The organism is Marinobacter iranensis (assembly GCF_029207565.1).
Lineage (GTDB): Bacteria > Pseudomonadota > Gammaproteobacteria > Pseudomonadales > Oleiphilaceae > Marinobacter > Marinobacter iranensis.
Window position 1 is genome coordinate 1 of record NZ_JANCMW010000001.1, and the last position, 21,736, is coordinate 21,736.

29 protein-coding genes are annotated in these 21,736 nt (G+C 56.2%); 22 read left to right on the forward strand and 7 right to left on the reverse strand.

Translation table 11 applies throughout. The features are described from left to right. The first annotated feature begins 79 nt into the window (after positions 1 to 79). The 7 genes from NLU14_RS00005 to NLU14_RS00035 all read left to right on the forward strand — a co-directional run bounded on the left by NLU14_RS00005 (position 80) and on the right by NLU14_RS00035 (position 3,693). Positions 80 to 1,024 carry a CsgG/HfaB family protein gene (locus tag NLU14_RS00005; RefSeq protein ID WP_275704097.1) on the forward strand — a complete coding sequence of 315 codons (945 nt, stop codon included), beginning with the start codon at positions 80 to 82 and terminating at the stop codon, positions 1,022 to 1,024. Then, complete coding sequence (locus NLU14_RS00010) at positions 1,021 to 1,341, forward strand: hypothetical protein (protein WP_275704098.1); 321 nt, start codon at positions 1,021 to 1,023, stop codon at positions 1,339 to 1,341. Before NLU14_RS00005 ends, NLU14_RS00010 begins: the two co-directional genes overlap by 4 nt. Then, positions 1,334 to 1,681, forward strand: coding sequence for a DUF4810 domain-containing protein (locus tag NLU14_RS00015; protein WP_275704099.1), 348 nt, complete (start codon positions 1,334 to 1,336; stop codon positions 1,679 to 1,681). The genes NLU14_RS00010 and NLU14_RS00015 overlap by 8 nt, the downstream gene beginning before the upstream one ends. After that, positions 1,678 to 2,346, forward strand: coding sequence for a DUF799 domain-containing protein (locus NLU14_RS00020; RefSeq protein ID WP_275704100.1), 669 nt, complete (start codon positions 1,678 to 1,680; stop codon positions 2,344 to 2,346). The genes NLU14_RS00015 and NLU14_RS00020 overlap by 4 nt, the downstream gene beginning before the upstream one ends. Positions 2,347 to 2,529: 183 nt before the next feature. Further along, the gene (locus NLU14_RS00025; protein WP_275704101.1) at positions 2,530 to 2,910 is read left to right on the forward strand and encodes a DUF6152 family protein; all 381 of its coding nucleotides are present in this window, start codon (positions 2,530 to 2,532) and stop codon (positions 2,908 to 2,910) included. Between the two features lie 8 nt (positions 2,911 to 2,918). Beyond that, a complete protein-coding gene (locus NLU14_RS00030) occupies positions 2,919 to 3,404 on the forward strand; it encodes a hypothetical protein (RefSeq protein ID WP_275704102.1) in 486 nt (161 codons plus the stop codon). A gap of 127 nt (positions 3,405 to 3,531) precedes the next feature. Next, entirely contained in the window at positions 3,532 to 3,693 is a 162-nt protein-coding gene (locus NLU14_RS00035) for a hypothetical protein (protein WP_275704103.1), read from the forward strand. Between the two features lie 61 nt (positions 3,694 to 3,754). Here the strand turns inward: NLU14_RS00035 and NLU14_RS00040 are convergent, their stop codons facing one another. Further along, positions 3,755 to 4,180 (reverse strand): OsmC family protein, encoded by a 426-nt coding sequence (locus NLU14_RS00040; protein WP_275704104.1) that lies wholly within the window; start codon positions 4,178 to 4,180, stop codon positions 3,755 to 3,757. Positions 4,181 to 4,444: 264 nt separating this feature from the next. On the opposite strand from NLU14_RS00040, the gene NLU14_RS00045 reads away from it, so the two are divergent. Next, positions 4,445 to 4,900, forward strand: coding sequence for a CopD family protein (locus tag NLU14_RS00045; protein WP_275704105.1), 456 nt, complete (start codon positions 4,445 to 4,447; stop codon positions 4,898 to 4,900). Positions 4,901 to 5,002: 102 nt separating this feature from the next. Next, complete coding sequence (locus NLU14_RS00050; RefSeq protein WP_275704106.1) at positions 5,003 to 5,470, forward strand: hypothetical protein; 468 nt, start codon at positions 5,003 to 5,005, stop codon at positions 5,468 to 5,470. Here NLU14_RS00050 and NLU14_RS00055 read toward each other — a convergent pair whose 3' ends face one another. Next, positions 5,471 to 5,809: a helix-turn-helix domain-containing protein gene (locus tag NLU14_RS00055; RefSeq protein WP_275704107.1), complete on the reverse strand. Its 339-nt coding sequence runs from the start codon at positions 5,807 to 5,809 to the stop codon at positions 5,471 to 5,473. A gap of 35 nt (positions 5,810 to 5,844) precedes the next feature. Here NLU14_RS00055 and NLU14_RS00060 point away from each other — a divergent pair, with 35 nt between their 5' ends. Further along, positions 5,845 to 6,552, forward strand: a complete 708-nt coding sequence (locus tag NLU14_RS00060; protein ID WP_275704108.1) for an aldo/keto reductase — start codon at positions 5,845 to 5,847, stop codon at positions 6,550 to 6,552. 58 nt (positions 6,553 to 6,610) lie between these two features. On the opposite strand, the gene NLU14_RS00065 is transcribed toward NLU14_RS00060, so the two are convergent. Then, positions 6,611 to 7,537 carry a LysR family transcriptional regulator gene (locus NLU14_RS00065; protein ID WP_275704109.1) on the reverse strand — a complete coding sequence of 309 codons (927 nt, stop codon included), beginning with the start codon at positions 7,535 to 7,537 and terminating at the stop codon, positions 6,611 to 6,613. Between the two features lie 141 nt (positions 7,538 to 7,678). Here NLU14_RS00065 and NLU14_RS00070 point away from each other — a divergent pair, with 141 nt between their 5' ends. The 3 genes from NLU14_RS00070 to NLU14_RS00080 all read left to right on the forward strand — a co-directional run bounded on the left by NLU14_RS00070 (position 7,679) and on the right by NLU14_RS00080 (position 9,468). Then, positions 7,679 to 8,071 (forward strand): RidA family protein, encoded by a 393-nt coding sequence (locus NLU14_RS00070; RefSeq protein ID WP_275704110.1) that lies wholly within the window; start codon positions 7,679 to 7,681, stop codon positions 8,069 to 8,071. Between the two features lie 163 nt (positions 8,072 to 8,234). Beyond that, positions 8,235 to 8,696 (forward strand): SRPBCC family protein, encoded by a 462-nt coding sequence (locus tag NLU14_RS00075; RefSeq protein ID WP_275704111.1) that lies wholly within the window; start codon positions 8,235 to 8,237, stop codon positions 8,694 to 8,696. Between the two features lie 85 nt (positions 8,697 to 8,781). Beyond that, positions 8,782 to 9,468, forward strand: a complete 687-nt coding sequence (locus NLU14_RS00080) for an SDR family oxidoreductase (protein WP_275704112.1) — start codon at positions 8,782 to 8,784, stop codon at positions 9,466 to 9,468. Positions 9,469 to 9,520: 52 nt separating this feature from the next. Here the strand turns inward: NLU14_RS00080 and NLU14_RS00085 are convergent, their stop codons facing one another. Further along, complete coding sequence (locus NLU14_RS00085; RefSeq protein WP_275704113.1) at positions 9,521 to 10,189, reverse strand: glutathione S-transferase family protein; 669 nt, start codon at positions 10,187 to 10,189, stop codon at positions 9,521 to 9,523. 321 nt (positions 10,190 to 10,510) lie between these two features. Here NLU14_RS00085 and NLU14_RS00090 point away from each other — a divergent pair, with 321 nt between their 5' ends. From NLU14_RS00090 to NLU14_RS00105, 4 genes are all read left to right on the forward strand, one after another. Then, positions 10,511 to 11,641 carry a M14 family zinc carboxypeptidase gene (locus NLU14_RS00090; protein WP_275704114.1) on the forward strand — a complete coding sequence of 377 codons (1,131 nt, stop codon included), beginning with the start codon at positions 10,511 to 10,513 and terminating at the stop codon, positions 11,639 to 11,641. 176 nt (positions 11,642 to 11,817) lie between these two features. Further along, positions 11,818 to 12,273 carry a GatB/YqeY domain-containing protein gene (locus NLU14_RS00095; RefSeq protein WP_275704115.1) on the forward strand — a complete coding sequence of 152 codons (456 nt, stop codon included), beginning with the start codon at positions 11,818 to 11,820 and terminating at the stop codon, positions 12,271 to 12,273. Positions 12,274 to 12,336: 63 nt separating this feature from the next. Next, entirely contained in the window at positions 12,337 to 12,975 is a 639-nt protein-coding gene (locus NLU14_RS00100; protein WP_275704116.1) for an SDR family oxidoreductase, read from the forward strand. A gap of 173 nt (positions 12,976 to 13,148) precedes the next feature. Then, positions 13,149 to 13,670 carry a class I SAM-dependent methyltransferase gene (locus tag NLU14_RS00105; protein WP_275704117.1) on the forward strand — a complete coding sequence of 174 codons (522 nt, stop codon included), beginning with the start codon at positions 13,149 to 13,151 and terminating at the stop codon, positions 13,668 to 13,670. A gap of 34 nt (positions 13,671 to 13,704) precedes the next feature. Here the strand turns inward: NLU14_RS00105 and NLU14_RS00110 are convergent, their stop codons facing one another. Further along, the gene (locus NLU14_RS00110; protein WP_275704118.1) at positions 13,705 to 14,487 is read right to left on the reverse strand and encodes a hypothetical protein; all 783 of its coding nucleotides are present in this window, start codon (positions 14,485 to 14,487) and stop codon (positions 13,705 to 13,707) included. Between the two features lie 183 nt (positions 14,488 to 14,670). Between NLU14_RS00110 and NLU14_RS00115 the strand changes: the two genes are divergently transcribed. Both NLU14_RS00115 and NLU14_RS00120 read left to right on the forward strand, forming a co-directional pair. Beyond that, the gene (locus NLU14_RS00115) at positions 14,671 to 15,366 is read left to right on the forward strand and encodes a VWA domain-containing protein (protein WP_275704119.1); all 696 of its coding nucleotides are present in this window, start codon (positions 14,671 to 14,673) and stop codon (positions 15,364 to 15,366) included. Positions 15,367 to 15,413: 47 nt separating this feature from the next. Beyond that, positions 15,414 to 16,136, forward strand: a complete 723-nt coding sequence (locus tag NLU14_RS00120) for a DnaJ domain-containing protein (protein ID WP_275704120.1) — start codon at positions 15,414 to 15,416, stop codon at positions 16,134 to 16,136. A 67-nt stretch (positions 16,137 to 16,203) separates the two neighbouring features. Here NLU14_RS00120 and NLU14_RS00125 read toward each other — a convergent pair whose 3' ends face one another. Beyond that, positions 16,204 to 16,851: an HPP family protein gene (locus NLU14_RS00125; RefSeq protein ID WP_275704121.1), complete on the reverse strand. Its 648-nt coding sequence runs from the start codon at positions 16,849 to 16,851 to the stop codon at positions 16,204 to 16,206. Positions 16,852 to 17,078: 227 nt separating this feature from the next. Between NLU14_RS00125 and NLU14_RS00130 the strand changes: the two genes are divergently transcribed. The 3 genes from NLU14_RS00130 to NLU14_RS00140 all read left to right on the forward strand — a co-directional run bounded on the left by NLU14_RS00130 (position 17,079) and on the right by NLU14_RS00140 (position 19,927). Then, positions 17,079 to 17,423 carry a PBPRA1643 family SWIM/SEC-C metal-binding motif protein gene (locus NLU14_RS00130; RefSeq protein ID WP_275704122.1) on the forward strand — a complete coding sequence of 115 codons (345 nt, stop codon included), beginning with the start codon at positions 17,079 to 17,081 and terminating at the stop codon, positions 17,421 to 17,423. A 28-nt stretch (positions 17,424 to 17,451) separates the two neighbouring features. Beyond that, complete coding sequence (locus NLU14_RS00135; protein ID WP_275704123.1) at positions 17,452 to 17,883, forward strand: DUF3010 family protein; 432 nt, start codon at positions 17,452 to 17,454, stop codon at positions 17,881 to 17,883. A gap of 184 nt (positions 17,884 to 18,067) precedes the next feature. After that, complete coding sequence (locus NLU14_RS00140; RefSeq protein WP_275704124.1) at positions 18,068 to 19,927, forward strand: M48 family metallopeptidase; 1,860 nt, start codon at positions 18,068 to 18,070, stop codon at positions 19,925 to 19,927. Here the strand turns inward: NLU14_RS00140 and NLU14_RS00145 are convergent. Then, the gene (locus tag NLU14_RS00145; RefSeq protein ID WP_275704125.1) at positions 19,902 to 21,698 is read right to left on the reverse strand and encodes a DUF4153 domain-containing protein; all 1,797 of its coding nucleotides are present in this window, start codon (positions 21,696 to 21,698) and stop codon (positions 19,902 to 19,904) included. The genes NLU14_RS00140 and NLU14_RS00145 overlap by 26 nt on opposite strands. Positions 21,699 to 21,736: the final 38 nt, after the last annotated feature.

Sequence of the window (21,736 nt, forward strand, 5' to 3'; positions counted from 1 at the left end):
ACAACGCCATCGACGAGCTATTGCCCCACAACTGGAAGCCGGCTATACCTGACAAGGTGTGATTGCCGGACGCTTACTGATGTTAGGGGTTCTTTCAGGCTGTGCGACACAAACGCCTCAAATGAAGGAAGTCGAACCGGCCGTCTCTGCGGAGCAGCAGCGAGCTGCGCAGCAATCCGTATTAGAGGAAAGCAGGTCCAACCGTCTAGTTCTAAAGCGAAAGATTGCGGTTGGCCGAATTTCCAATGAAACGAATTATGGTCGTAGCTTGCTTCGTTCCAATGCTGAAGATCAGTTGGGTTCAAAGGTAACGGACATGTTCCTGCAGGCTTTGGCCAACAGCGAAAGCTATCTGGTTTTTGAGAGACCGGATATTGAGTTGTTGAGTAAGGAGGCAGAACTTTCCGGTCAGGAAATTTCAATCACCGGTGTCGACACTCTTGTGATTGGTTCGCTGACCCAGTTTGGTCGTGCTACGACAGGCGAGCGCGGGTTTTTGTCCTCTTCTAAGAGGCAAGAAGCTACAGCTACCGTGGATCTTCGATTGGTGGACGTGACGACTGGTCGGGTATTTGCCTCTGTGACAGGGTCCGGTTCTTCATCGACTGAACAGGCTCGTACGATGGGGTTTGGTTCTAAGGCAGGATACGACGGCAGTCTGAATGATCAGGCTATTGCCGCGGCTGTCACAGCTGCCGTGGACAAGATGACAGGGCTATTCCTTGAAAAACCATGGACGGCCGATGTTCTGGCTCAGGAAGACGGCCTCGTTTATATCAGCGGTGGCGAGAGTCAGGGTGTCCGCGAAGGGATGGTTTTTGCCGTTGAGACACGAGGTAAGAAAGTGAAATCTCAAACGACCGGTACGGTGATCTCCCTGCCAGGTAAGGAAGTTGCCGAGCTGACAGTTGTCGGGCTGTTTGGCGATGATGCTCTGGATCAGGGGGCAATCGGCGAAATCTCTCAAGGCTCTTTAAAAAGTCATGATCTGAGCGAACTGCGCGTCAAGGAGAAGAAGGAATGAAGATTCTGTTCGCGTTACTCATCTGTTTCACCCTGGTGGCTTGTGTCCAGACGCCCACTCGCAATACCCAGGTTGTCGATGATCGTCCGGGGATTGCATTCGAGTTGCCATCGGTGGCATCGGAATACTATGAGCTCCGGATTGACGGGGTGTCCTATGGTTATGTTGGTGAATATCAGGTCGGTGAAAACCTGCTGAAGATTATTGATGGCACTCATCAAGTTGAACTTCTTTCCGACGGTGAGGTGGTTTATCGCGAGGAGATTTACCTCGGTGCCGGAGTTAACAGAATTCTCAAGGTAGGACCGCATGACTAAACGTTTTCTTCTCACATTGTCGATGTTTGGTTTGCTGGCGGGATGCGCCAGCAATCAGGGGCTGTACGAATGGGGGCAGTACCAGGAAACGCTGTTCGTCGTTTATCAGGAACCAGCGCTGAAAGAGGAAGCCCTGAAGAATTACGTGGCGTTTGTCGAAACTGGGGGCACGCCTCAGCATCCCATTGCACCGGGCCTTTTCGCAGAGGCGGGTACCTTTATGCTGGAGCAGGGTGACGTGGATTCCGCACTCAAGTTCTACAAAATGGAATACGAAGCGTGGCCTGAGAGCCGGCCGATGCTCAGCATGCTCATCAAAAACCTGGAGGCTCGGCAATGAAAACGTTGAAGCTGTGCCTCGTGTTTGTCATGGTCGCGTTAGCCACTGGCTGCGCCACGACAGGCAATCCCAACCGTCTTGATGCATTCCACAATGCGGCTCCCAAGTCGATTCTAGTGGTGCCTCCCGTCAATATGTCGACCGATGTGCAAGGCACAACCTCGCTGTTGGCAACACTACCTTTCTATCTTGCGGAGAAGGGCTATTACGTTTTCCCCGTAAACACAGTAAAAACTTTGCTGGAGTACGAGGGTTATTACGAGCCCGCCGAAGCCCATGCCGCCCCGCCCGAACAGTTGGCCAACCTTTTTAAGGCAGATTCGATACTTTATGTGACCATTCACGAGTGGACGTCCAAGTATATGTTGCTGACGACCACAACTGAGGTGGACTTCGAATACAGGATTGTCAATGCAGATGGAGCTGAGCTCTGGGCTGCCCGGCAGAGAATGACGTACACCCCTGATAACAACAGCACGGGTAACCCGTTGGCTGATCTTATCGTCATGGCTGTCACTGCAGCGGCTGAGAGGGCGGCACCGAATTATCTTCCCTTAACGCGGCAGGCGAATGCGGCTGTATTTTACGGCGTGAACGGTCTGCCGCCAGGGCCTTATAGCCCGACGCACGAGCAATATTATAAGGGGTTGAACGCCGCACAGTAGTATTGCAACCCAGGCTGGATAGTTCGGAAAACAGTCCCACACGGGGCTGTTTTCCGTATGAGCAATGCGAAAACGGGACAGATAGTCTGACTCGGGAATTCCGCCATATTCCTACTGTCGAATATACTTAGTTATGGAATTTGGTTTGATTACCCTGACAAACCCGCGATAAGAGGATTCGATATGCCTCATGTTCGTTTTACCCACCTGCTCGGTTTTGCGGTTCTTGTTGCTATTCTCGCTGCCTCTACGGCTCAGGCTCATCACGGTTGGGCTTGGGCAACGGACGAGGAATTTGAGATCACCGGTACCATCCAGTCGATGCGCCTTGGTAATCCCCATGGCGAGGTCACGATAGACGTTGATGGCGAGGCATGGGTTGTGGAAGTCGGTCAGCCCTGGCGTAACGACCGTGTCGGGCTCAGCAAAGAGATTTTGAGCGTCGGCCGGGAAATGACCGTGCACGGTCACCGTTCCGCCAAAGAAGGCGAACGGCTGGTCAAGGCTGAGCGGATTGTGATCAATGGGCAGAACTACGATTTGTACCCCGATCGTGATTCCTGAGCCCGGGAATGATTGAGCAGGCACTGGTCTTCGTCGAAGACCTGGCCTTTATCTCAGCGCTGCGCAATTCCACGCTGGTATACCCGCTGGTCAACGCCGGGCATATTTTTGGGGTTGCCCTGCTGGTCGGCGGCATTGTGCCGCTGGATTTGCGTTTGCTGGGCTTTTGGCGCCACTACCCCGTTATGATGTTTGTCGACGTGCTTCGAGTCACATCGGCGCTTGGTTTGGGGTTGGCGGTTGTCTGTGGTGCGCTTTTATTTGCCACAGCGGCAGCGGACTACGCCGGATCGGTGTTATTCCAGGTGAAGATGGTGTTTGTCTTGTTGGGTGTGTCGAACGCGTTGATTCTGGGGCGGGTGCTGAAGCGCCAGGATATACGGAGCCTCCCGATGGATGCTCGCATGCCTTTAGCCTTGAGGGCAGGGGCCTTGTCGTCTCTGGTGGTCTGGGTGAGTGCGCTGGTCCTTGGCAGGCTATTGGGATACTTCTGAGCAGGTGATCTCTGCGCAAACCCTTAAAGTCAATTCAGCATGAACACTCCAAGCAACTATTTACTATTTCAGATACTATGGGCGATTGAAGTTGGTGAAAAAGCCAACAGTCAGCCTGGAGAATACAATGAGCAAGAAACCCGAAAAAGCAACATTAAACTCTGCCACGATTGAGGAGCAGACTGCTGCTTTCTTAAAGTCCGGCGGGGCTGTTGAGTATGTGGGCAAGGGTAAAAGTGGGCAGTTTGCCTCTCAGGGTTCAAAGCAGATTAACGTGAGAGCTGGCTGAAAACCGGGAAAACAGCCACCTTTTTCTGAGGAAAAAGCAGTGTTTCCCGGTAAAGCGTGCGCTAGTTTTCCAGGTGAATGTCCATGGTGATGTCTGATTTCAGGGCTTTTGATGCCGGGCAATTCATCTTGGCGGTATTGGCTGCTTCGAGGAATTTTGCCTGTTCAATTCCGGGTATTTTCGCAGTCACGTCAAAATGGATGGCCGATATTTCAAAACCGTCACTCCCCTCGCTCAGGGTGACACCGGCCTTGGTATCAATGCTGTCAGGCACATAATCGGATTCACCCAGTATCATGGACAATGCCATGGAAAAACAGCCTGCGTGGGCGGCCCCGAGCAGTTCCTCCGGGTTGGTTCCATTGCCATCCTCGAAACGGGTCCTGAAGGAATACTGCTGATCTGAAAGTACGCCACTCTCCGTGGAAACCGTACCCTTGCCTTCCTTCAGGCTGCCTTCCCAGTGCGCACTCGCGTTGCGTTTCATGGTGCCTCCTTTCCGTTTCTGGTTGATACATTATTTTCCCGGGTCATCGGAGTAGCTTTTGAAGCCTACGCGATATGGACCCTCTTTGACTTAAACATGGCATCTACACCTCGTCAACAGGGCGACCGGCTGCGTTCGCACGCGGAATCAACCCGGTCAGCCGGTTCAATCTGCCCCGGCTGTCCCAATCCAGTCGACGGAGTTGGCTTTGAGGCGAGTGAAGCTTATGCTCATCACACACATTTCTTATCCGGGAGTCGCTTTATGGGTCTGGCTATCGCACTACATGTTCTTTCAGCTGTGATCTGGGTTGGCGGCATGTTTTTCGCCTACATGGCCATGCGGCCGGCGGTGGTTGAGGTGATTGATGCGTCACAGCGGGGCGTACTCTGGTGCCACACCCTGTCCCGGTTTTTCCGGTGGGTATGGGCGGCTGTGATCCTGTTGCTGGTGACCGGTTACTGGATGGTCTTCAGTGTGTTCGGGGGCATGGCTGGTGCCGGTTGGCATATCCATGTCATGCAGGGGCTGGGGATTGTGATGATCCTGCTCTATTTGCACGTCTATTTTGCCCCCTTCCGGAGGCTGAAGCAGGCCGTTGCCAACCAGGATCCCCAGGAAGGCGGGCGTCAGGTGGGGCAGATCCGCAAGCTGGTGGGCACCAACCTGATCCTTGGGCTGATTGTGGTGGTGATCGGTGCCGGTGGGCGGTACTTGTAAATCCTTCACCGGCCGTAACGATCCGCAGGTCCCGATTAGAAGGTATTAGCTGAACTAAGAGAACTGGGGTTTTCAATTTTAATTCAGACGAGGTATCAGATAGTGCGATTCCCATTGCGATTACAGGCCAGCGCCCTGCTGCTGGCCATGGTGATGCCACTGGCACAGGCCGCGGAGGATGACAGCGAGGCGACCGTAGAGTCATTGCGGCAGGAGGTACAGAGACTCGATCAGGAACTGACGGATTTCACCGCCGAGCGGCGGGAACGGTTGATGACGGACATCGGGGACGTGCTCGGCGCCATCGATGCCCGTGTCACTACCCTGGAGAATCGCCTGCAGGGGAACTGGGATGAGGCCGACAAGCTAGCCCGGGCCCAGGCGCAGACGGCGTTGGCGTCCCTGCACCGGGAGCGGGTACGGGTGACGGAATGGCACCAGCGTATGCAGGACAGCGCCGATTTTACCTGGGAGTCCATGAAGGAAGGCTTCAACGAGGCCTTCGACAAGCTCTCCGAGGCCTGGCAGAACGCAGAGCAGAGTGTCGGTCAGGCCCTAGAGGAGAACTGATCAGGGACACCGGGCCACCACGCTGGATCGCATCATAGCTTTGTCCTTGCCCGGTGGTGCTCCGAACAGTTTCCGATAGTCGCGACTGAACTGGGAGGGGCTTTCATAACCGACCTGGTAGCCAACACTCGCGACTTCCTGATCGCTTAACAGCAGCCGCCGGGCTTCCTGCAGGCGTACCAGCTTCTGAAACTGCACCGGCGTTAACCGGGTGATGCTCTTGAAATGCGGATGGAAAGACGCAGGGCTCATACTCGCCATCGCCGCCAGTTCTGCCACCCGGAACGGCTGTTGATAATTTGCCTGCATCCAGGCCGTTATGGATACACGGCCCTGCATCCGCAGGTTCTTCCACAACGAAGAGGTGATCGGCTATGACAACGCCCAACTTACCCCAATCCACCCATGACGCACCCCTGCGCCTGCGGACGCTGGGCAACTCGGGGCTGTTTGTATCGGAACTGTGCCTGGGCACCATGACCTTCGGCGGCGGGGACGACATGTGGGGGCTGATCGGCCAGTTGCAGCAGGAACAGGCCGATGAGCTGGTGAAGACGGCCCTGGAGGCGGGTATCAACTTTATCGATACCGCCAATGTGTACGGTGGTGGTGCCAGTGAGCGCATCGTGGGCCAGTCCCTGAAGAATCTGGACGTCCGCCGCGAAGATGTCGTACTGGCCACCAAGGTGCTCGGCCCGATGGGCGAAGGCCCCAACGCCCGTGGTGCTTCCCGTGGCCACATCATGAGCGAGTGCAAGGCCAGCCTGCAGCGACTACAAACCGATTACATCGACCTGTACCAGATCCACGGCTTCGACCCGGCCACGCCGATAGAGGAAACTTTGGAGGCGCTGAACACCCTGGTGCAACACGGCCATGTCCGTTACGTCGGCCTGTCGAACTGGGCCGCCTGGCAGGTGATGAAAGCCGTTGTGGACCAGTTACAGGACAATATCCGGGCGGCACAGATCCAGCTCTCGGACGACGAACTGGCAGCCCTGAATGAGGTCAGCGTCCTGCCGGCGGAGTATCCGGGCTGGATGCTGGAGCGGCAAGGGGAGTATCGGGCGCTTATGAAGTAGTGACGGATTTATTTTCTGGAACCCGGACTTCTTCAGAGAGCGGGCAACTCCAGAAACATTACTTTCTGCGGCCGGCAACCACAGGGGCATTCAGCGCCATCAAATCGGCGATCCAATCAATGAACACGCGCAGCTTGGCGCTTACGTGCCGATTCGGTGGAAAGGCTACGTACATCGGCATCGGGTCTAGGTGCCAATCATCAAACAAGCGAACCAGTTCGCCGCGAGATACGTGCTCCCTGGCCATGTAGTCAGGAAGCCAAAGTACTCCGAGACCAGCCAGGCCCGCCGCAAGACAGGCATTGCCGTCGTCGACGGCAATCTTGTAGCGCCCCTGTACTTCGACAGTCTCTCCGTTGCGGTGCATGGCGTAGGAAGCGCCCAGGCCGGCACGTGCCCATCTGAAGCCTACAATGTAGTGAGGGGGAGCTGATAGTTCTTGCGGATGTGAAGGTAAACCTGCACTTTCCAGATAGCTCGGCGCTGCGTAAACGCCAAGGCTCAGGTCGCCTACGCGGCGTGCCACCAACGATAAGTCGGTAAGCTCGCCGCCGCGCACCACGCAGTCCACGCTTTCATCAATCAAATCCACCATGCGGTCACTCACGCCCATGTCGAGTTGAATATCGGGATACTCGGCATGAAACGCGGGCAATGCTGGTATCAGGATCATTCGAGCCAAAGGGCTGGGGACATCCACTCTCAGGCGGCCGCGGGGTAGAACGGAGACGCTGGACAAGCTGGTTTCGGCATCATCCATATCGGCCAGAAGCTTTATGACGCGCTCGTAGTAGGCTGCGCCGTCAGCCGTTACGTTAACCTTGCGTGTGGTTCGGTTGAGCAACCTGACACGCAGCCGCGCCTCCAGTTGCTGCACGAGTTGCGTCACGCTGGTTTTGCTCATGTGAAGTGTCTCGGCTGCCTTGGTGAAGCTGCCGGTTTCCACCACCCGGGCAAATGCCTGCATCGCGTTGAAACGGTCCATTTTAGGTCCAACTATCAAATGATTGTTTGGATTATACGAACAGTGTTGACCAGGATTCACGGTTTATCCGCCATGAATGCCGATCTAAAGTGATTCCATCGTAAACAACAGGTCAATCTCGACCTGCTGATGGAGGCACATATGGCTAAGCGTGACGTAGTTTTCCCCCAGGGTCGCCAGGATCTTTATGAACAAAATGCCTATTCCGCTGCCGTCCGCTCGGGCGATTTTCTGTTTGTTTCGGGCCAGGTCGGCAGCCGTGAAGACGGCTCGCCCGAGCCGGACTTCGCCGCCCAGGTGCAGCTCGCCTTCGACAACCTGCGGAGTGTCCTGGCAGCGGCGGGTGCAAGCTTCGAGGATATCGTCGACTTGACGAGCTTCCATACCGATCCCGAAGCCCAGTTCCCCATTGTGATGGAAGCCAAGGCACGGGCGTTTCCGGAAAAGCCCTACCCGAACTGGACGGCGGTCGGCGTGACATGGCTGGCGGGCTTTGATTTTGAGATCAAAGTCATTGTGAGACTGCCCGGGTAGTGTCAACAATGGTGAGTTGCGATTGATTTTTCAGTGTCGATTTCGGGAAGCCTCATCCGACTACTCGGATAGGAACAAATGTGTTCCGGAACGTTCCGGCGGAAGCCGGGTTCATGCGCAACAGTCAGTTGACTGAACGAATGGGATGGTCAAGGAGATTCACATGTCGAATGAAACAGGCACGGTTCACTTACACCGGGTACTGAGGGCCCCGGCCGAGCGGGTTTATAAGGCGTTTACGGATCAAAGCGCCCTGGAGCGCTGGCTTCCTCCGTACGGGTTCACAGGAAAGATCCACGACACGGTGGATGCCCGCGTTGGTGGTGGCTACCGGATGTCGTTCACGAACTTCGGTACCGGCAATCATCATTCCTTCACGGTTGAATACGTTGAGTTGCTGCCGAATCAGCGTATTCGGCACAAAGACCGTTTCAATGACGAAAATCTGGCCGGGGAAATGATGGTTTCGATTGATCTTGAGTCGGTGTCCTGTGGAACGGATATTCGTATTGTTCAGGAAGGGATTCCTGCTCTCATTCCGGTGGAAATGTGCTACCTGGGGTGGCAGGAGTCACTTGAGCAGCTTGCCAGGCTCGTTGAGCCGGAGATTCCCGACAACGGCTGAAGAGAGAAAAGCCGGTGTTCAATGTTATGGTGTTGGAAGGGCCCTGTACACAATCCCATCAATCCAATCGGAAAAGGAGATTGCCATGGCAGACCCAGTTCTTTTGATCACCGGCGCATCTTCTGGCATTGGGGCCGCTACGGCGCGCGCTGCCGCGAAAAACGGGTATCGTGTGGTGCTGGCGGCTCGCTCGGAAGACAGTCTTCAAAGCCTGAAGGCAGAACTCGGCAGCGACCGCGCGATCAGTGTTCGGTGTGATGTTCAGAGCAGCGATGACCAGAAGGCGATGGTCGATCAGGCCCTGAAAGCTTTTGGGCGTATTGATGCGGTGTTTGCCAATGCCGGCCGTGGTGGTTCGCCGGGTGGCTTCAGCGGTGCCGATACCGACGCGTGGAAAGATATGATTCTGACCAATATCTATGGCGTTGGGCTTACCCTGCAACACTGCCTTCCGGCCCTGAAGGAAAGCCGGGGCCACCTGCTGATCACCGGCTCTGCCGCTGGCCGGGCGACCATTCCCGGTTCCATGTACAGTGCTACGAAATGGGCGGTAACGGCGATTGGTTACGGTGTCCGGGAGGAGTTAAGGGGCAGCGGCGTTCGGGTCACGCTGATTGAGCCTGGAATGGTGGACACACCGTTCTTTGACGAACCCCCGGAAACAGCACTGAAGCCGGATGACATTGCCAATGCGGTGGCTTATGCCCTGGCACAGCCTGCCCATGTGGATGTGAATGAAATACTTGTGCGGCCGACGCCGCCGATTGAATAAGTAGTTCAGCGGGGCGATAAGGTCGCCCCGCTGCCCGCCCGGTGTTGGTTACTCAGGCAAAATCGTATTTCCCGCCCTTTTCAAGCGCCTTCTGGTAAGCCGGTCTGGCATGCACTCGCTCCACCCAGGCAGTGATGTGCGGGCGGTTCTTACCGACGATACCCCTTGCCACTGAAGCTTCCAGCGGGAAGCTCATCTGGATATCCGCCGCACTGAGTTTGTCCCCCAGAAACCAGGTATTTTTCGCCAGGTGGGCTTCGACAAAATCCAGGTGTGTTTTGATCATCGGGCCGACGAACGTTTCATTGGTTTTGTCGGCAATGCCTTTTGCCACGGGCTTGATAAAAAACGGCATCGGGCTGGTTTTCACCTTCTGGAACACCAGGCGCATAACCAGCGGAGGCATCAAAGAGCCTTCGGCGTAATGCAGCCAGTAGGTGTAATCAAGCCACGCCTGGCCGCCGCCCTCCGGTAGCAGGGTGTCTTTGCCATAGGTGTGGGCAAGGTATTCGATGATGGCGCCAGACTCTGCCACTACCAGGTCACCATCGGTGATCACCGGTGATTTACCCAGCGGGTGTATTTTCTTTAGGCTTGCAGGCGCCAGCATGGTTTTTGGATCACGCTCGTAACGCTGGATCTCGTAGGGTACTCCCAGCTCTTCGAGCATCCAGAGAACGCGTTGTGAGCGGGAATTGTTGAGGTGGTGAACTGTTATCATGCAGGCACTCCGTTCGTATCAAAAGAATGAGCAGGTTAGCAGTGTAGGCTGCAAATGGCTTTTTGGTTCACCACCAACGTGCTTTGAGTCGCTTTTCTCACGTGCGACCTTCTTTGACCCCGGTAGCGGCCTGCTTGGTAATGGTCTGGACCGGTTGAATGCACTGCGCTGTTTTTCGAGGGTACCCTTGCGCATGGCAGGTTTTCGAACTAGATAATGGATTAACAATAATATTGCGAGGCGCATCTGCAGTGGATGCATGTTGGTGTCCTGATAGCTAGATAATCATTCAACTAAACATTGATAGAGGAAGGATTTCTCATGAAGACATGTTTATCGATTATCGCCATCAGTAGTTTAGTTTTGACAGGGTTGGTGTCTGCCGCTCCTCAGAGTAAACCCAACGGCCCCTGGCTCACGGACGAACAGAATGTGTCTTTGGCTGCATTACGCAGTTATGGTCAGCTTTGGCATACGCTTGAGCAACTGGATCGGTCAGCCAAAGGGGAATTTGTTCTTTCGAGCGCACCGCGCGTCAGTAATACAGGCCGGGAAATCCCCGTGGTTACCATAGGAAATGGGCCTCAGCGGATAATGATCATCGCGCAGCAGCACGGCAATGAGTACGTCGTGAGTGAGGCAATGATTGAGTTGGCCAGAGATCTTTCCAACAACTCGAAAGAATCCAGAGCCATACGGGATGCCTTGACGCTCACCATTGTACCCAGAGTCAATGTCGACGGGTTTGACGCGAGTGTCGAAGATGCTTTCGGGAATACGCCACCGTGGCGTCAGAATTACGACCCCTTCTGTGTTGCTGGCCCTTGTCCTGCCTTTTATCAGCGCGGGCGCGGTTATGACATCAACCGTTACCATTCGTTTATTGCGGATAGCCCAGAGGTCGATCCATACGTTGGAGGACCTAATCCTGTTCCTGAGTCGGTTGCCATGCGCTTGCTGTTTGACGAGTTTCAGCCTTCGGTGGTTATCGATTTTCACCACCAGGGCTCTTACGTTGATGCCGACGGCAACTTAATCACCGGATCGACGTTGTGGCCCAATGCCACCTCGGCGGCTGAGGCGCTTGGGGTGGTGGATCAGTTTGAGGCTGGAGTTGAACTGGCAAAAAGGGTGGTCGCTGTTATGGCCACGGAACTCGATCAGTACGGCTATGCCAACCTCACGCTCTATCCCGGTACGACTACGCCTGGAATCGCCCGTAACGCCTATGGACTGTTGGGTGCCGGGTCGGTGTTATTTGAGATGCGTGGTGGTATCGGAACCAAGAGCAATGGGTATATCACCAAGACAGCGTACAATGCGGCCAAAGCGGTCGTGGCAGCCATGGCCAACGGAGCATTGTTCGATGCGGACATTACGATTGCGGAAAACCTTCCTCCCAGAGGCCCGGGAATCGGCGCACCTAATGAAGAAGCAGGCGAGGTGGAGTAATTTCTGCGAGACCTGCCGCAAAGGGTGTGTAATCCATCCTTTGCGGCCTAAAGACGGTCTCTTTGGACTGGGGTGAGCTATTTATCACGATTGAACCTGCCTCGATTTTCCGTTACACCTACCCACAGGCTTAGTACGAAGTCAGTCCCCTTAACCCATCGAACAGGAGGCCGGCAATGGCGGAAACATCACTCAAGGAACAACTGAACACCGCAGTGAAAAACGCGATGCGGGAGAAGGACAAAACGCGGCTTGTCACCCTGCGTATGGCCCAGTCCGCGGTCAAACAGATCGAGATTGATGAGCGCCGAGACCTGAATGACGAGGACGTTCTGAAGGTGCTGGACAAAATGCTCAAGCAACGCCGCGATGCCGCCAGCCAGTATGATGATGCTGGTCGTGAGGAGCTGGGCGACAAGGAACGGGCGGAAATGGTGATCATCGAGGAGTTCATGCCTTCCGCCCTGTCTGAGGATGACCTGGACGGCCTGATCCGTTTGACCATCAGCTCAACCGGTGCCGAGGGTATGCAGGACATGGGACGTGTTATGAACGAGCTGCGCCCACAGGTACTTGGCCGGGTCGATATGGGCCATCTGAGCAAGAAGGTGCGGGACGCGCTGGCGGGCTAAAATCCAGCGGGGCACTCAACTGTAAAGGATACCTACGCCAATCAGTAAACCAGGAGATTCGCCATGCATGTGTTCATTGCAGGAGCCAACGGGCAAATCGGGCAACACCTGTTGCGGGAAATGGCAGACAGCGATCACGAAGTAAGGGCTCTCATTCGGCACCCGGATCAGGGGCCGGAATTACAGCAACTGGGCGCTACGGAAACCGTGCAGGGCGATCTGGAGCACGACTGCAGCGAGGCTATGAGGGGCTGCGATGCAGTCATCTTCACCGCTGGCTCAGGCCCTCATACCGGGCCGGATAAAACCATTGATGTGGACCAGGACGGTGCTGTCCGGCTGATGGATACGGCCAAGGCGATGGGTATCAAGCGTTTTATCGTGGTGAGCAGTATGCGTGCCGAGGAGCCGGAAAAGGGGCCGGAAAAGCTCCGTCATTACCTTTGGGCCAAACACAACGCCGATGAGCACCTGAAGAACAGCGGCCTGAACTACACCATTGTGCGTCCGGGCCAGTTGACCAACGAGGAAGGCACGGGCAAGGTTGCGGTGAGTGCGAAAATGGAGGATTTCGGGAAGATTCCCCGGCAGGATGTTGCCCGCGTGTTGCTGGCGGTGCTGGATTCGGATACCACCACTAACCGCGTCTTTGATGTGGTGTCCGGCGATACGCCGGTGCCGGAGGCGCTGGCAAAATTGTAAAGTTCACCGGGCCCCGCCTTCTGTACAGATCTCACTGCTATAATCGATTAACAATCCAAACGGCGAGGTCAGAGAACGCTATGGACGGGGAAAGTAGCGGCCCGAAATACGATTCGACCCGGAGAACAAGTCCAGCGGCTTTCTTGCGTGGCTTCTTACGGGAGCCGCGTCAGGTGGGCTCGGTTATCCCCAGTTCGCGATTTCTGGAGCAACGGATCGTAGAGGCGTCAAACCTGTCTGCTGCCAGGCGAGTGGTTGAGCTGGGCCCCGGTACCGGCGGCACCACGCGAACGTTTCTGCGGCACCTTGCTCAGGATGCACAACTGCTCTCGATCGAACTAAGCCCTTATTTCCATGATCTGCTTGGTGAGATTGCGGACCCGCGTTTCACCAACCACTTGGGCAGCGCTGAGGATCTCGCGGAGATTCTGGCGTTGCACAATATGGGGCAACCGGATGTGGTTATCTCCGGCATTCCCTTCTCGAAAATGCCGGAACCTGTTGCCACCCTTGTAGCGCAGGCGGTAAAGGACAACCTTGTCGAAGGCGGGCGGTTCATTGCCTATCAGTTCCGCCGGGATGTAGCCGCGATCACCGACCCGATAATGGGAGCGCCCGCCAACTGTACGATGGAACTGAGGAACATCCCTCCGATGCGGGTTTATAGTTGGCATAAGGCTGCGGATGGTCGATAACCCGCAGAAAACAACTCTGTTCCGTTTTTCCGAGCTACCAGTTGAGCCGTACACTCCCCAGAAGGGCGTCACCCAGGCGTAGATCCTGGGTTCCCGCCTCGAGATCCCGATACCGGACACGGGTACCCACACTCATGCCAATTCCCAGCACCACTTCTGGCCACAACCTTTCACGGGTGTTGATTCTGTATGTCAGCTCTGCTCGCCACTCGCGGAGATAGAGAGCGCCTTCCACCTCCCGAGCCGCATCAAGCGTGGCCCAACGATCCCCTTTGCGTTCCAGTTGCAGCTCCCAGCGTTTAACAGGGCTTTGCCAACGCAGTAGGACAGGTAGATCCATCAGCCAGTGGCCGTTATCACCTGCGTACTCCCAGCGCACCCTGGGAAGCCAGCGGAAAGAACCGAAGCGATGATCGCCGCCGATCCCCAGGCTCAGGGACGAGCCCTCCCTCACTGCCCGGAATATCGCCACACGGCCATTCAGCACATCACCGTGAAATGCTTGATGCTTGAACATGTTGGAGGTGCCGGCGAAGCCAGCGCGGGCCTCTATGCGGTAAAGCTGGTGCTGCCATAGGCCGCCGAAGGTTAACCGGTGCAAGTGGCCGTTGTGCGCCGGGTCGCCGGTGCGTATGCGCAGAGGCTGATAATCGTAATTCACGCCGAGTTCGCCCGCACCAACCTGGCGACGCCAGCCCAGCCCACGTTGGGAACGGCTTACTTCGGTGTCCGCCGGCACATCTTCCGGCCATTCGTAGGGTTGCCACTGGCGGTACAGCAGGTAGAAGTCATTTGAGGCCTGAACGGCGCGCGGCAAACCCTGGGCGACTGCCAGAAAAACCAGCAGAGGGAGAAACCACGGTGTTCCATGCCTTATGGTTATAGAACAACGCCCCTTGGACACAGTGCTGCCCTCCATTTTTCGGGCCTGTGAATTGCGATGTCTTTGTCCTACGATTGTAATGATAGTTTGGCCAGCCCAGGCGGCTTTGAGAAGCTTATGTCCGATAAAGAGCTACGCACCAAATCCGATAAGCAGTCCATTGACCAGTTTATCAACGAGGTCCGCAAACTGCCCAAGCATGGTGGAGGGCAGGGCCGGCTGATTTTCGCCCTGGACGCTACCGCGAGCCGGGAAGCGACCTGGGATCAGGCTTGCCACTTGCAGAGTGAGCTGTTCATGGCGACCCGGGATTTGGGCGGCCTGGCTATTCAGCTTTGTTACTACCGTGGTTTTGGCGAGTTCAAGGCCACGGGGTTTGTCAGCGAGACCGGCCAGTTGCTGAACCTGATGAACGGCGTTTCCTGCCTGGGTGGCCGCACCCAGATCAGCCGGGTGTTGGCACATGCTGTGAAGGAAACCCGCGAAGAGTCCGTCAAAGCCGTGGTGTTTATTGGGGATTGTTGTGAGGAGCCGGTGGACGAGCTGTGCCATACCGCCGGGGAGCTGGGTATGCTGCGAACTCCGGTGTTCATGTTCCATGAGGGTGCGGATACCCATGCCAGGGCGGTGTTCCAGCAGGTGAGCAAGTTGTCCGGTGGCGCCTACGCCCCCTTTGATCGCAACAGCCCGCAGGTTCTCAAGGATCTTATGGCGGCGGTTGCGGTCTATGCTTCCGGGGGAGCCAAGGCCCTGCAGGACTTTTCAAGCCGCAGCTCCCCGGAGGTCAAGCGCCTGACCCAGCAGATCAAATAGCGCTTGTAGCAATCCATCAATGGGCCGATGCGCCCCGGGGGATCTGAGTGCCGCTGACGTTACTGGTTATCCTGCTCGCGGTTGTTGCGTGGGTCTGGCTGCGCAGCCAGCCACCCAGCCAGCGCAAGCCGGCCATTGTCAAGCTGGTGTTGGCTGCCGGTATCGCAATGGTGGTTCTGCTGGCCGCTACCGGCCGTTTGCACTTCCTGTTTGCATTGTTGGCGTTTCTTTACCCGTTGCTGCGCCGGGTGCTGCCATCACTATTGATGGGACGCATGGCAGGGGCAGGAATGGGGAATGCAAAAGCCAGCTCGGGCAACCAGTCCCATGTTTCCAGCGATATCCTTGATATGACCCTGGACCACGACACCGAAACCATGAGTGGCAAGATCCTGAAAGGCCCCATGGCCGGGCGGAAACTGGCGGATCTGGGCGAAAGCGAATTTATCGAGTTGTTACGATACTGCCGGGAACAAGACGAGGACTCAGCCCGGTTGCTGGAAACCTATCTGGACCGTCGGTTCGGAGATTCCTGGCGGGCTGACGATCCAACTGGCGCTGACGGCGAGGAGTCCGGGGATGGCGCCAGTGCTGGCGGCCCCCTCACCGAGAGCGAAGCCCTGGACATCCTCGGGCTGGAGCCCGGCGCCAGCCAGGAAGAGATCATCCAGGCTCACCGCCGGATGATGCAGAAAGTGCATCCGGACCGTGGCGGAAGCAACTATCTGGCTGCTCGTATCAACGAAGCCAAAGAGTACCTGCTGAGTTGATTCCTCGTATAGAACACCTGGAGCGCCGCAATGGCATCGTCCAACGACAATCTTCGGAGCCCCTGGATCACGTTCCTCGCGCATCTGGTTTGTGAACAAGGTGTTTGGGCTGGCGGCGTGAAGTGGCCTGGGACGACCACAGAGGGTAAGGGATACCTGCCAGCCGGTTCATGAAGAATGCCTGCATCAGCAATATCAGCACACCTCCCATCAGCACGGCCAGTTGTTCCGGGTTGGTCATAAGGCCCAGGGAGACGATCAATGCCGTGGCTCCTGCGGGAGGGTGCACCATGTCAAACGCGACCATCAGGCAGCCTGTGATCCCCATGGCTATTGCAGCGGCTCCTACCCGGCTGAGATCCACGCCGGTCAGGAAGGCGGAGGGAGCGTCTTGTAGTCCGAACAGGTAAAGACCAACCAGTCCCGCGAGGGCACCGATAAAATGTCCGAAAAGGACATTGCGGGGAGAGGCCGGTTGCGCCAGAGGTACATGGAACAGGATAAAGGCGGTAGCTCCCAACGAAGGGAAGATAAATGGCGCCTGGGTCACCAGAGCCAGCATGGCTACCAACGCGATACTTACACCGCTGTTGATCAGGTTGAACACGGCCATCACGACCTTTGGACTGTATCGTGACTGCAATCGCTCAAGGTGAAGCGCCTGCAGCACCCCGCTGACCAGTTGCCATCGCAGCTTTTCGTTTCGGAGACTCATGGTTTGCCCTTGCACCAAAAAGGGGCGTAACGCTATGTGACTCCCTGACATTTATCCAATCGTTAATTTCGATGTACGTTATCGGTTGGAGTTATAGAAGCCTGGAGCAAAATATATCCACTTCTGCCTATATAACCAATTCCGCAGGCATGCTAAAACGTCTCGCACAGTGGCCGCCAGCCTTTCTTTGAGCGCCCGGGTACTCTTCCATTCATCGAGATTTCAGCATGTCAGACAAATTTTTCTTCAAAGGCCGACAGGACGCACGCCAGCATCACACCGCTTACGGTGGTTTCCAGACCAATGCCAGTCAGAAGAGTGGCAGCAAGAAGTACCCGTTAACGTTGGTGGTGACCAGTGAGGCGCGCAAGCAGGAAATCGAGGCCAAGGTGGCCGAAGCCAGACTACATGCAAATATTACGGTTGATACCAGCGAAGGCGCTGTTGAATCCATCACCGAACTGACCGTGCTTCTGAACAAAGGGGCGACGGTTACCACGGCGAAAGTCCCTTCCCGCAATGACCCGTGCAGCTGTGGCAGTGGCCTTAAATTCAAGAAGTGCTGTGGCTGAGCGCGAATAGGCTATTGAGAGGAATGTCATGATTATATGCGGAGTGGAACTGACCGGCAGCGATGCGGTGGTGTGTTTGCTGGATCTGGACCGGGGGCAGTTCAGCCTGCCGGAGTGCAAGGTGCGCAAGCTGTCGCTGAACAAGAACCACACCCGGGAAGACCTGAAGCAGTTCCAGGCGGCTTTTGCTGAATTGATGGCGGAGTACGGGGTGACGAACGTGGTGATCAAAGAGCGGATGCCCAAAGGCAAATTCGCCGGCGGCGCCATCAGCTTCAAACTGGAGGCCGCCATTCAACTGATTGCCGACGATGGTCTGGAGGTGAGGCTGCTCCCGCCAGCATTGATCAAGTCCACGCTGGCAGCCAAGCCGTTGCCGATTCCTTTTGCGGAGACCGGATTGAAGGTCTTTCAGGAAACCGCCTTTACCGCCGCGTATGTGGGGCAGATGGCGAAATAGCCTGTCGGCTTTTGTTTCGCGGTAGCGACTCTTTTACAGCTATCTCAATATGCGACCTGGATCAGTGTCGAAACCAGACAGATGTCCTAAGATTGGGGGTATTACTGCCAACATCTATGCTTTCATAAGGTTTTCACCGACAGGTGTTGGAAGATGATGAGCGTCCGGCCCACAAGGAAGGTGTATGAGCAGTATCTCAGAGGAAGAGTTCATTCAGTTGGTGCGTAAGGCCGAGCAGGAAACGATCACCAACCCCCGCCGCTATCTGATCAAACTGGCGTTGTTTGCCATGTTGGGTTACATCGTAATCTTCGGTGTGCTGCTTGCCCTGCTTGGCTTTGCCGGTGGCCTGGTGGCCGCTGCGTTTTTCAGTACCGCCCTGATTTTCTTTCTACTAAAGAAAAAGCTGATTTTTGTCATCCTGTTGGCGATTTGGGTGCTGTTGCGGGCGTTGTGGGTCCGGTTTGAAGAGCCGGAAGGCTATACGCTTACCCGCAAGGAGTTCCCGCGGCTGTTCGAGGAAATCGACCAGCTTGGTAAACAGCTGAAGGCGCTGAAAATTCATCGGGTTATTCTGGATAACCAGCTTAATGCAGCTGTGATCCAGCACCCGCGGCTTGGGGTATTTGGTTGGCACCAGAATTACCTGGTTGTCGGTTACCCCCTGATGCTGACTTTATCCCCCGAAGAGATGCGTTCGGTCCTGGCCCACGAGTTTGGCCACCTGTCCGGTAACCATGGCCGGTTCCATGGCTGGATCTATCGGGTGCGGCTGAGCTGGCTTCAGGTGATGTCGGCGTTTGAGGATGGCCAATCCTGGGGCGCTTCGCTGATGCGTAAGTTCTTTAACTGGTACTCGCCGAAGTTCGAGGCTTACTCCTTCGCCCTTGCCCGTAGCAACGAATACGAGGCGGATGCCATAGCCGCGGAACTGACCTCGTCGCGGACCGCGGCGAGCGCCCTGGTGAATGTTTATGCAACGGCCCCCTATATCGATGATCACTACTGGAAGAGCTACTTCCAGCATGCGGACAAAGTGGCGGAGCCGCCATTTGCCCCTTTCGCGGGGTTGGCGAGTTTTCTGGATCGCAACCCGTTGACGAGGGAGGAAATGAAGGGGCGCATTGATGCGGAAATGCAGGTGGAGACCCATTACGCCAATACCCACCCAAGCCTGCGGGATCGTCTCCAGAACCTGGGGCAGCAACCGCCGGAGGTGGCGACTCCTGAAGTGAGTGCTGCAGATGCCTGGCTGGGAGACTCTGGTCGTCAGGTGATGCTGGATTTCGACCAGCAGTGGCTGGCCATGAACAGCGACGCCTGGCGGGAACGGTTCGAGTACGTAGCCAATGCCAGGGAACAGTTGCAAAAACTTGAGGGCAGGGCACCTGCCGAGCTTTCCGATGATGAGTTGTGGAACTATGCCTGCTGGTCGCGGGAGTTTGTATCTGATGACCAGGCCTTGCCACTGTTTCAGACCTTTCAGGGACGCGATCCCGAAGCGTTGGGGTGTGCTTTTTACATCGGCTGCATCCTGTTGCAGCGCGGCGATGAAGCGGGGCTGGAGCACCTGGCGCTGGCCCGCACCAGTCCCAATCTCATTGGCGACTGCGCCCACCTCGGCTACCAGTTCCTCCAGGATAAGGGTAAGGAGGCTGAAGCCGACGCCTGGTGGCAGGCGTCATTGGACCAGCAGGATATCTTTATTGCCGCCCAGCAGGAACGCCAGAGTGTTGGCCCCAAGGATACGCTGGTGCAACCGGAGATTCCGGCCGAATTACTGGAGCAGTTGGTGGCCAACCTCAGGCACCAGCCCAAGGTTGGGAGGGTTTGGCTGGCACAGAAGCCGGTCCGACACCTGCCGGAGCACCCGGTGTATATCCTGGCTTTCAAGGCCAGGGGCTGGGTCTTCTCCATCGACAAACTGCAGGCCCAGGTGGCCGAGCAGTTGGATGTGGAGGGCAACTTCTTCGTAGTCTGTAAGTCCGGCGACGGTAAGTCGCTGGCGAAGAAGGTCATCAAGAAGGGGCGGCGGATTGTCTAGACTCTCTGAAATAGTGGATATTCGGCTGAATGAGGTAGAAACACTGGCCGTCGGTAAATGCAACAAACGGGCTTTCCACCGGAACCAGTTTCGTATCTTCAGTAAAGCCGGCTTCGCCGGACTCATGACAGCCAGGGCTGGATAGTCCTCCGATGGCTTTCATGCTTCCCGATTCACTGCTGTAAGCATTCCCCGATATGTAAGAGCCGTGCCGGTTCGTGACCAGTAACCAGTAGGCAATGCCGCTGTGGGGTTGTGTCTTGACCAGTTGGCATTGTTTGGGTGTGCTCAGGCAGTATTCGTTGTTCTTTGCCAGTATGTCGAGCAGTGGTTCCGGTATGATCGTACCCTGGGGTATGACCATAAACATGTCCGCCACCGCCTGGCGATCATTCTTGTCCACCACCGGTTTGTGTTTCCAGCGCGTGTCCTGCTTGAGCACGGCGTCTACGCGATCGGCGACCAGCGGATTCTGCTTTGCAAACTCCGAGCCCTGCAGCTTTCTCAACTCCATGACCCCATAGGCTCCCAAGTTGAAACGCAGGTAGTTGTAGTCAAACGTGTCCGCCTCGACGTCACCGTTCAACAATCGATTGACCTGGCTTTCGGCAGCCCAGGCCCGCATGTCTGCGGCAGGGGTATTCACCAGCATCAGTACCCCGGCGACCACAAAGGCCAGGACCTTGTTAGCACTCTGGATTGCCCCCAGGGCGCGGGTGCGCCTCAGCAGAATCAACACTGAATAGCTGAGTGTGAAACCGGCGATCAGCAGTTGGATGGTGGCTGCCCATAGGCGATCGACGGTCAGGCCGTATTGCTCGATACGCAGCCCAAGCGCCCACGCAGCCAACAGCGAATTGAGAGGGAGCAGGAACACGCCGAATATTACCAGCGCCTGTATCCATGTCGGGTAAGGGGGATGTTCGGGGTTTTCGCTCAGCACTGAGTTGAAGAAGAACAACAGTACGATCGCGAGGGACATCATCAGTACCGCTGCATGACCTGTCTCCCAGATATTGGTCACGCCGGTGAATGGCAGGGCGCCCAGGAACAGTATGCCAATCAGTGCGGCCAGGGGTAGCAGGGCCTTGATCAGCACTTCGCACATGGATTGTACGGTGGCAACCAGTCGGATGCGTTCGCGAATCAGCACCAGCCCCCAACCGCCGACAAACGCGCTGGCGGGGTAGAGGAAGACGGGTTCCTCGAACAATTCCTCGAAGAAAGAGACGCCGATGATGTCAAAAAGTTCGCCCCACAGGACCAGCAATAACCAGAACGTTCCAAGGAAAAGTCCGAGCAGGGCGAGGGTCAGGGCATGTTGCCAGGAATGTTCCAGCAACTGGCGGTAGTCAAACCGTGGCGTGCGGTTGATGCACCAGATGCGGAAGTATAACGCCAGGATAAACAGCGATACCCCGACGCTGACGAAGAAGATGAATGTGAAATAGGATCGGTCCGGAAGCTCCAGGCCGGCACCCCACCTGAGCCATCCCAAGTGCCAGCCCAGTCCGAACAGGAGCGGCCCAACCGTCGCAGCCGCCCAGGCGTTGCGCCTTTCCGTCACCCGTTCCAGACCAAGATAGAAGAACACCGGCAATCCGCCCGCCAGTGCGTAGAAGGCCATCAGCCAGCGTGGATCGCTGGCAGGCCATACCTCGTGGTCGATGGAGAGGTGTAACAGATACAGGGTAAAGCCCTGCACCACTGCCAGTATGATCAGGCCATAGCGGCTGACGGTGTCCAATCGGGTGTTGCCATGGGCTTCCATATGATGTTCTTCCTTGTCTCAGTCCTTTGGGGATTCTG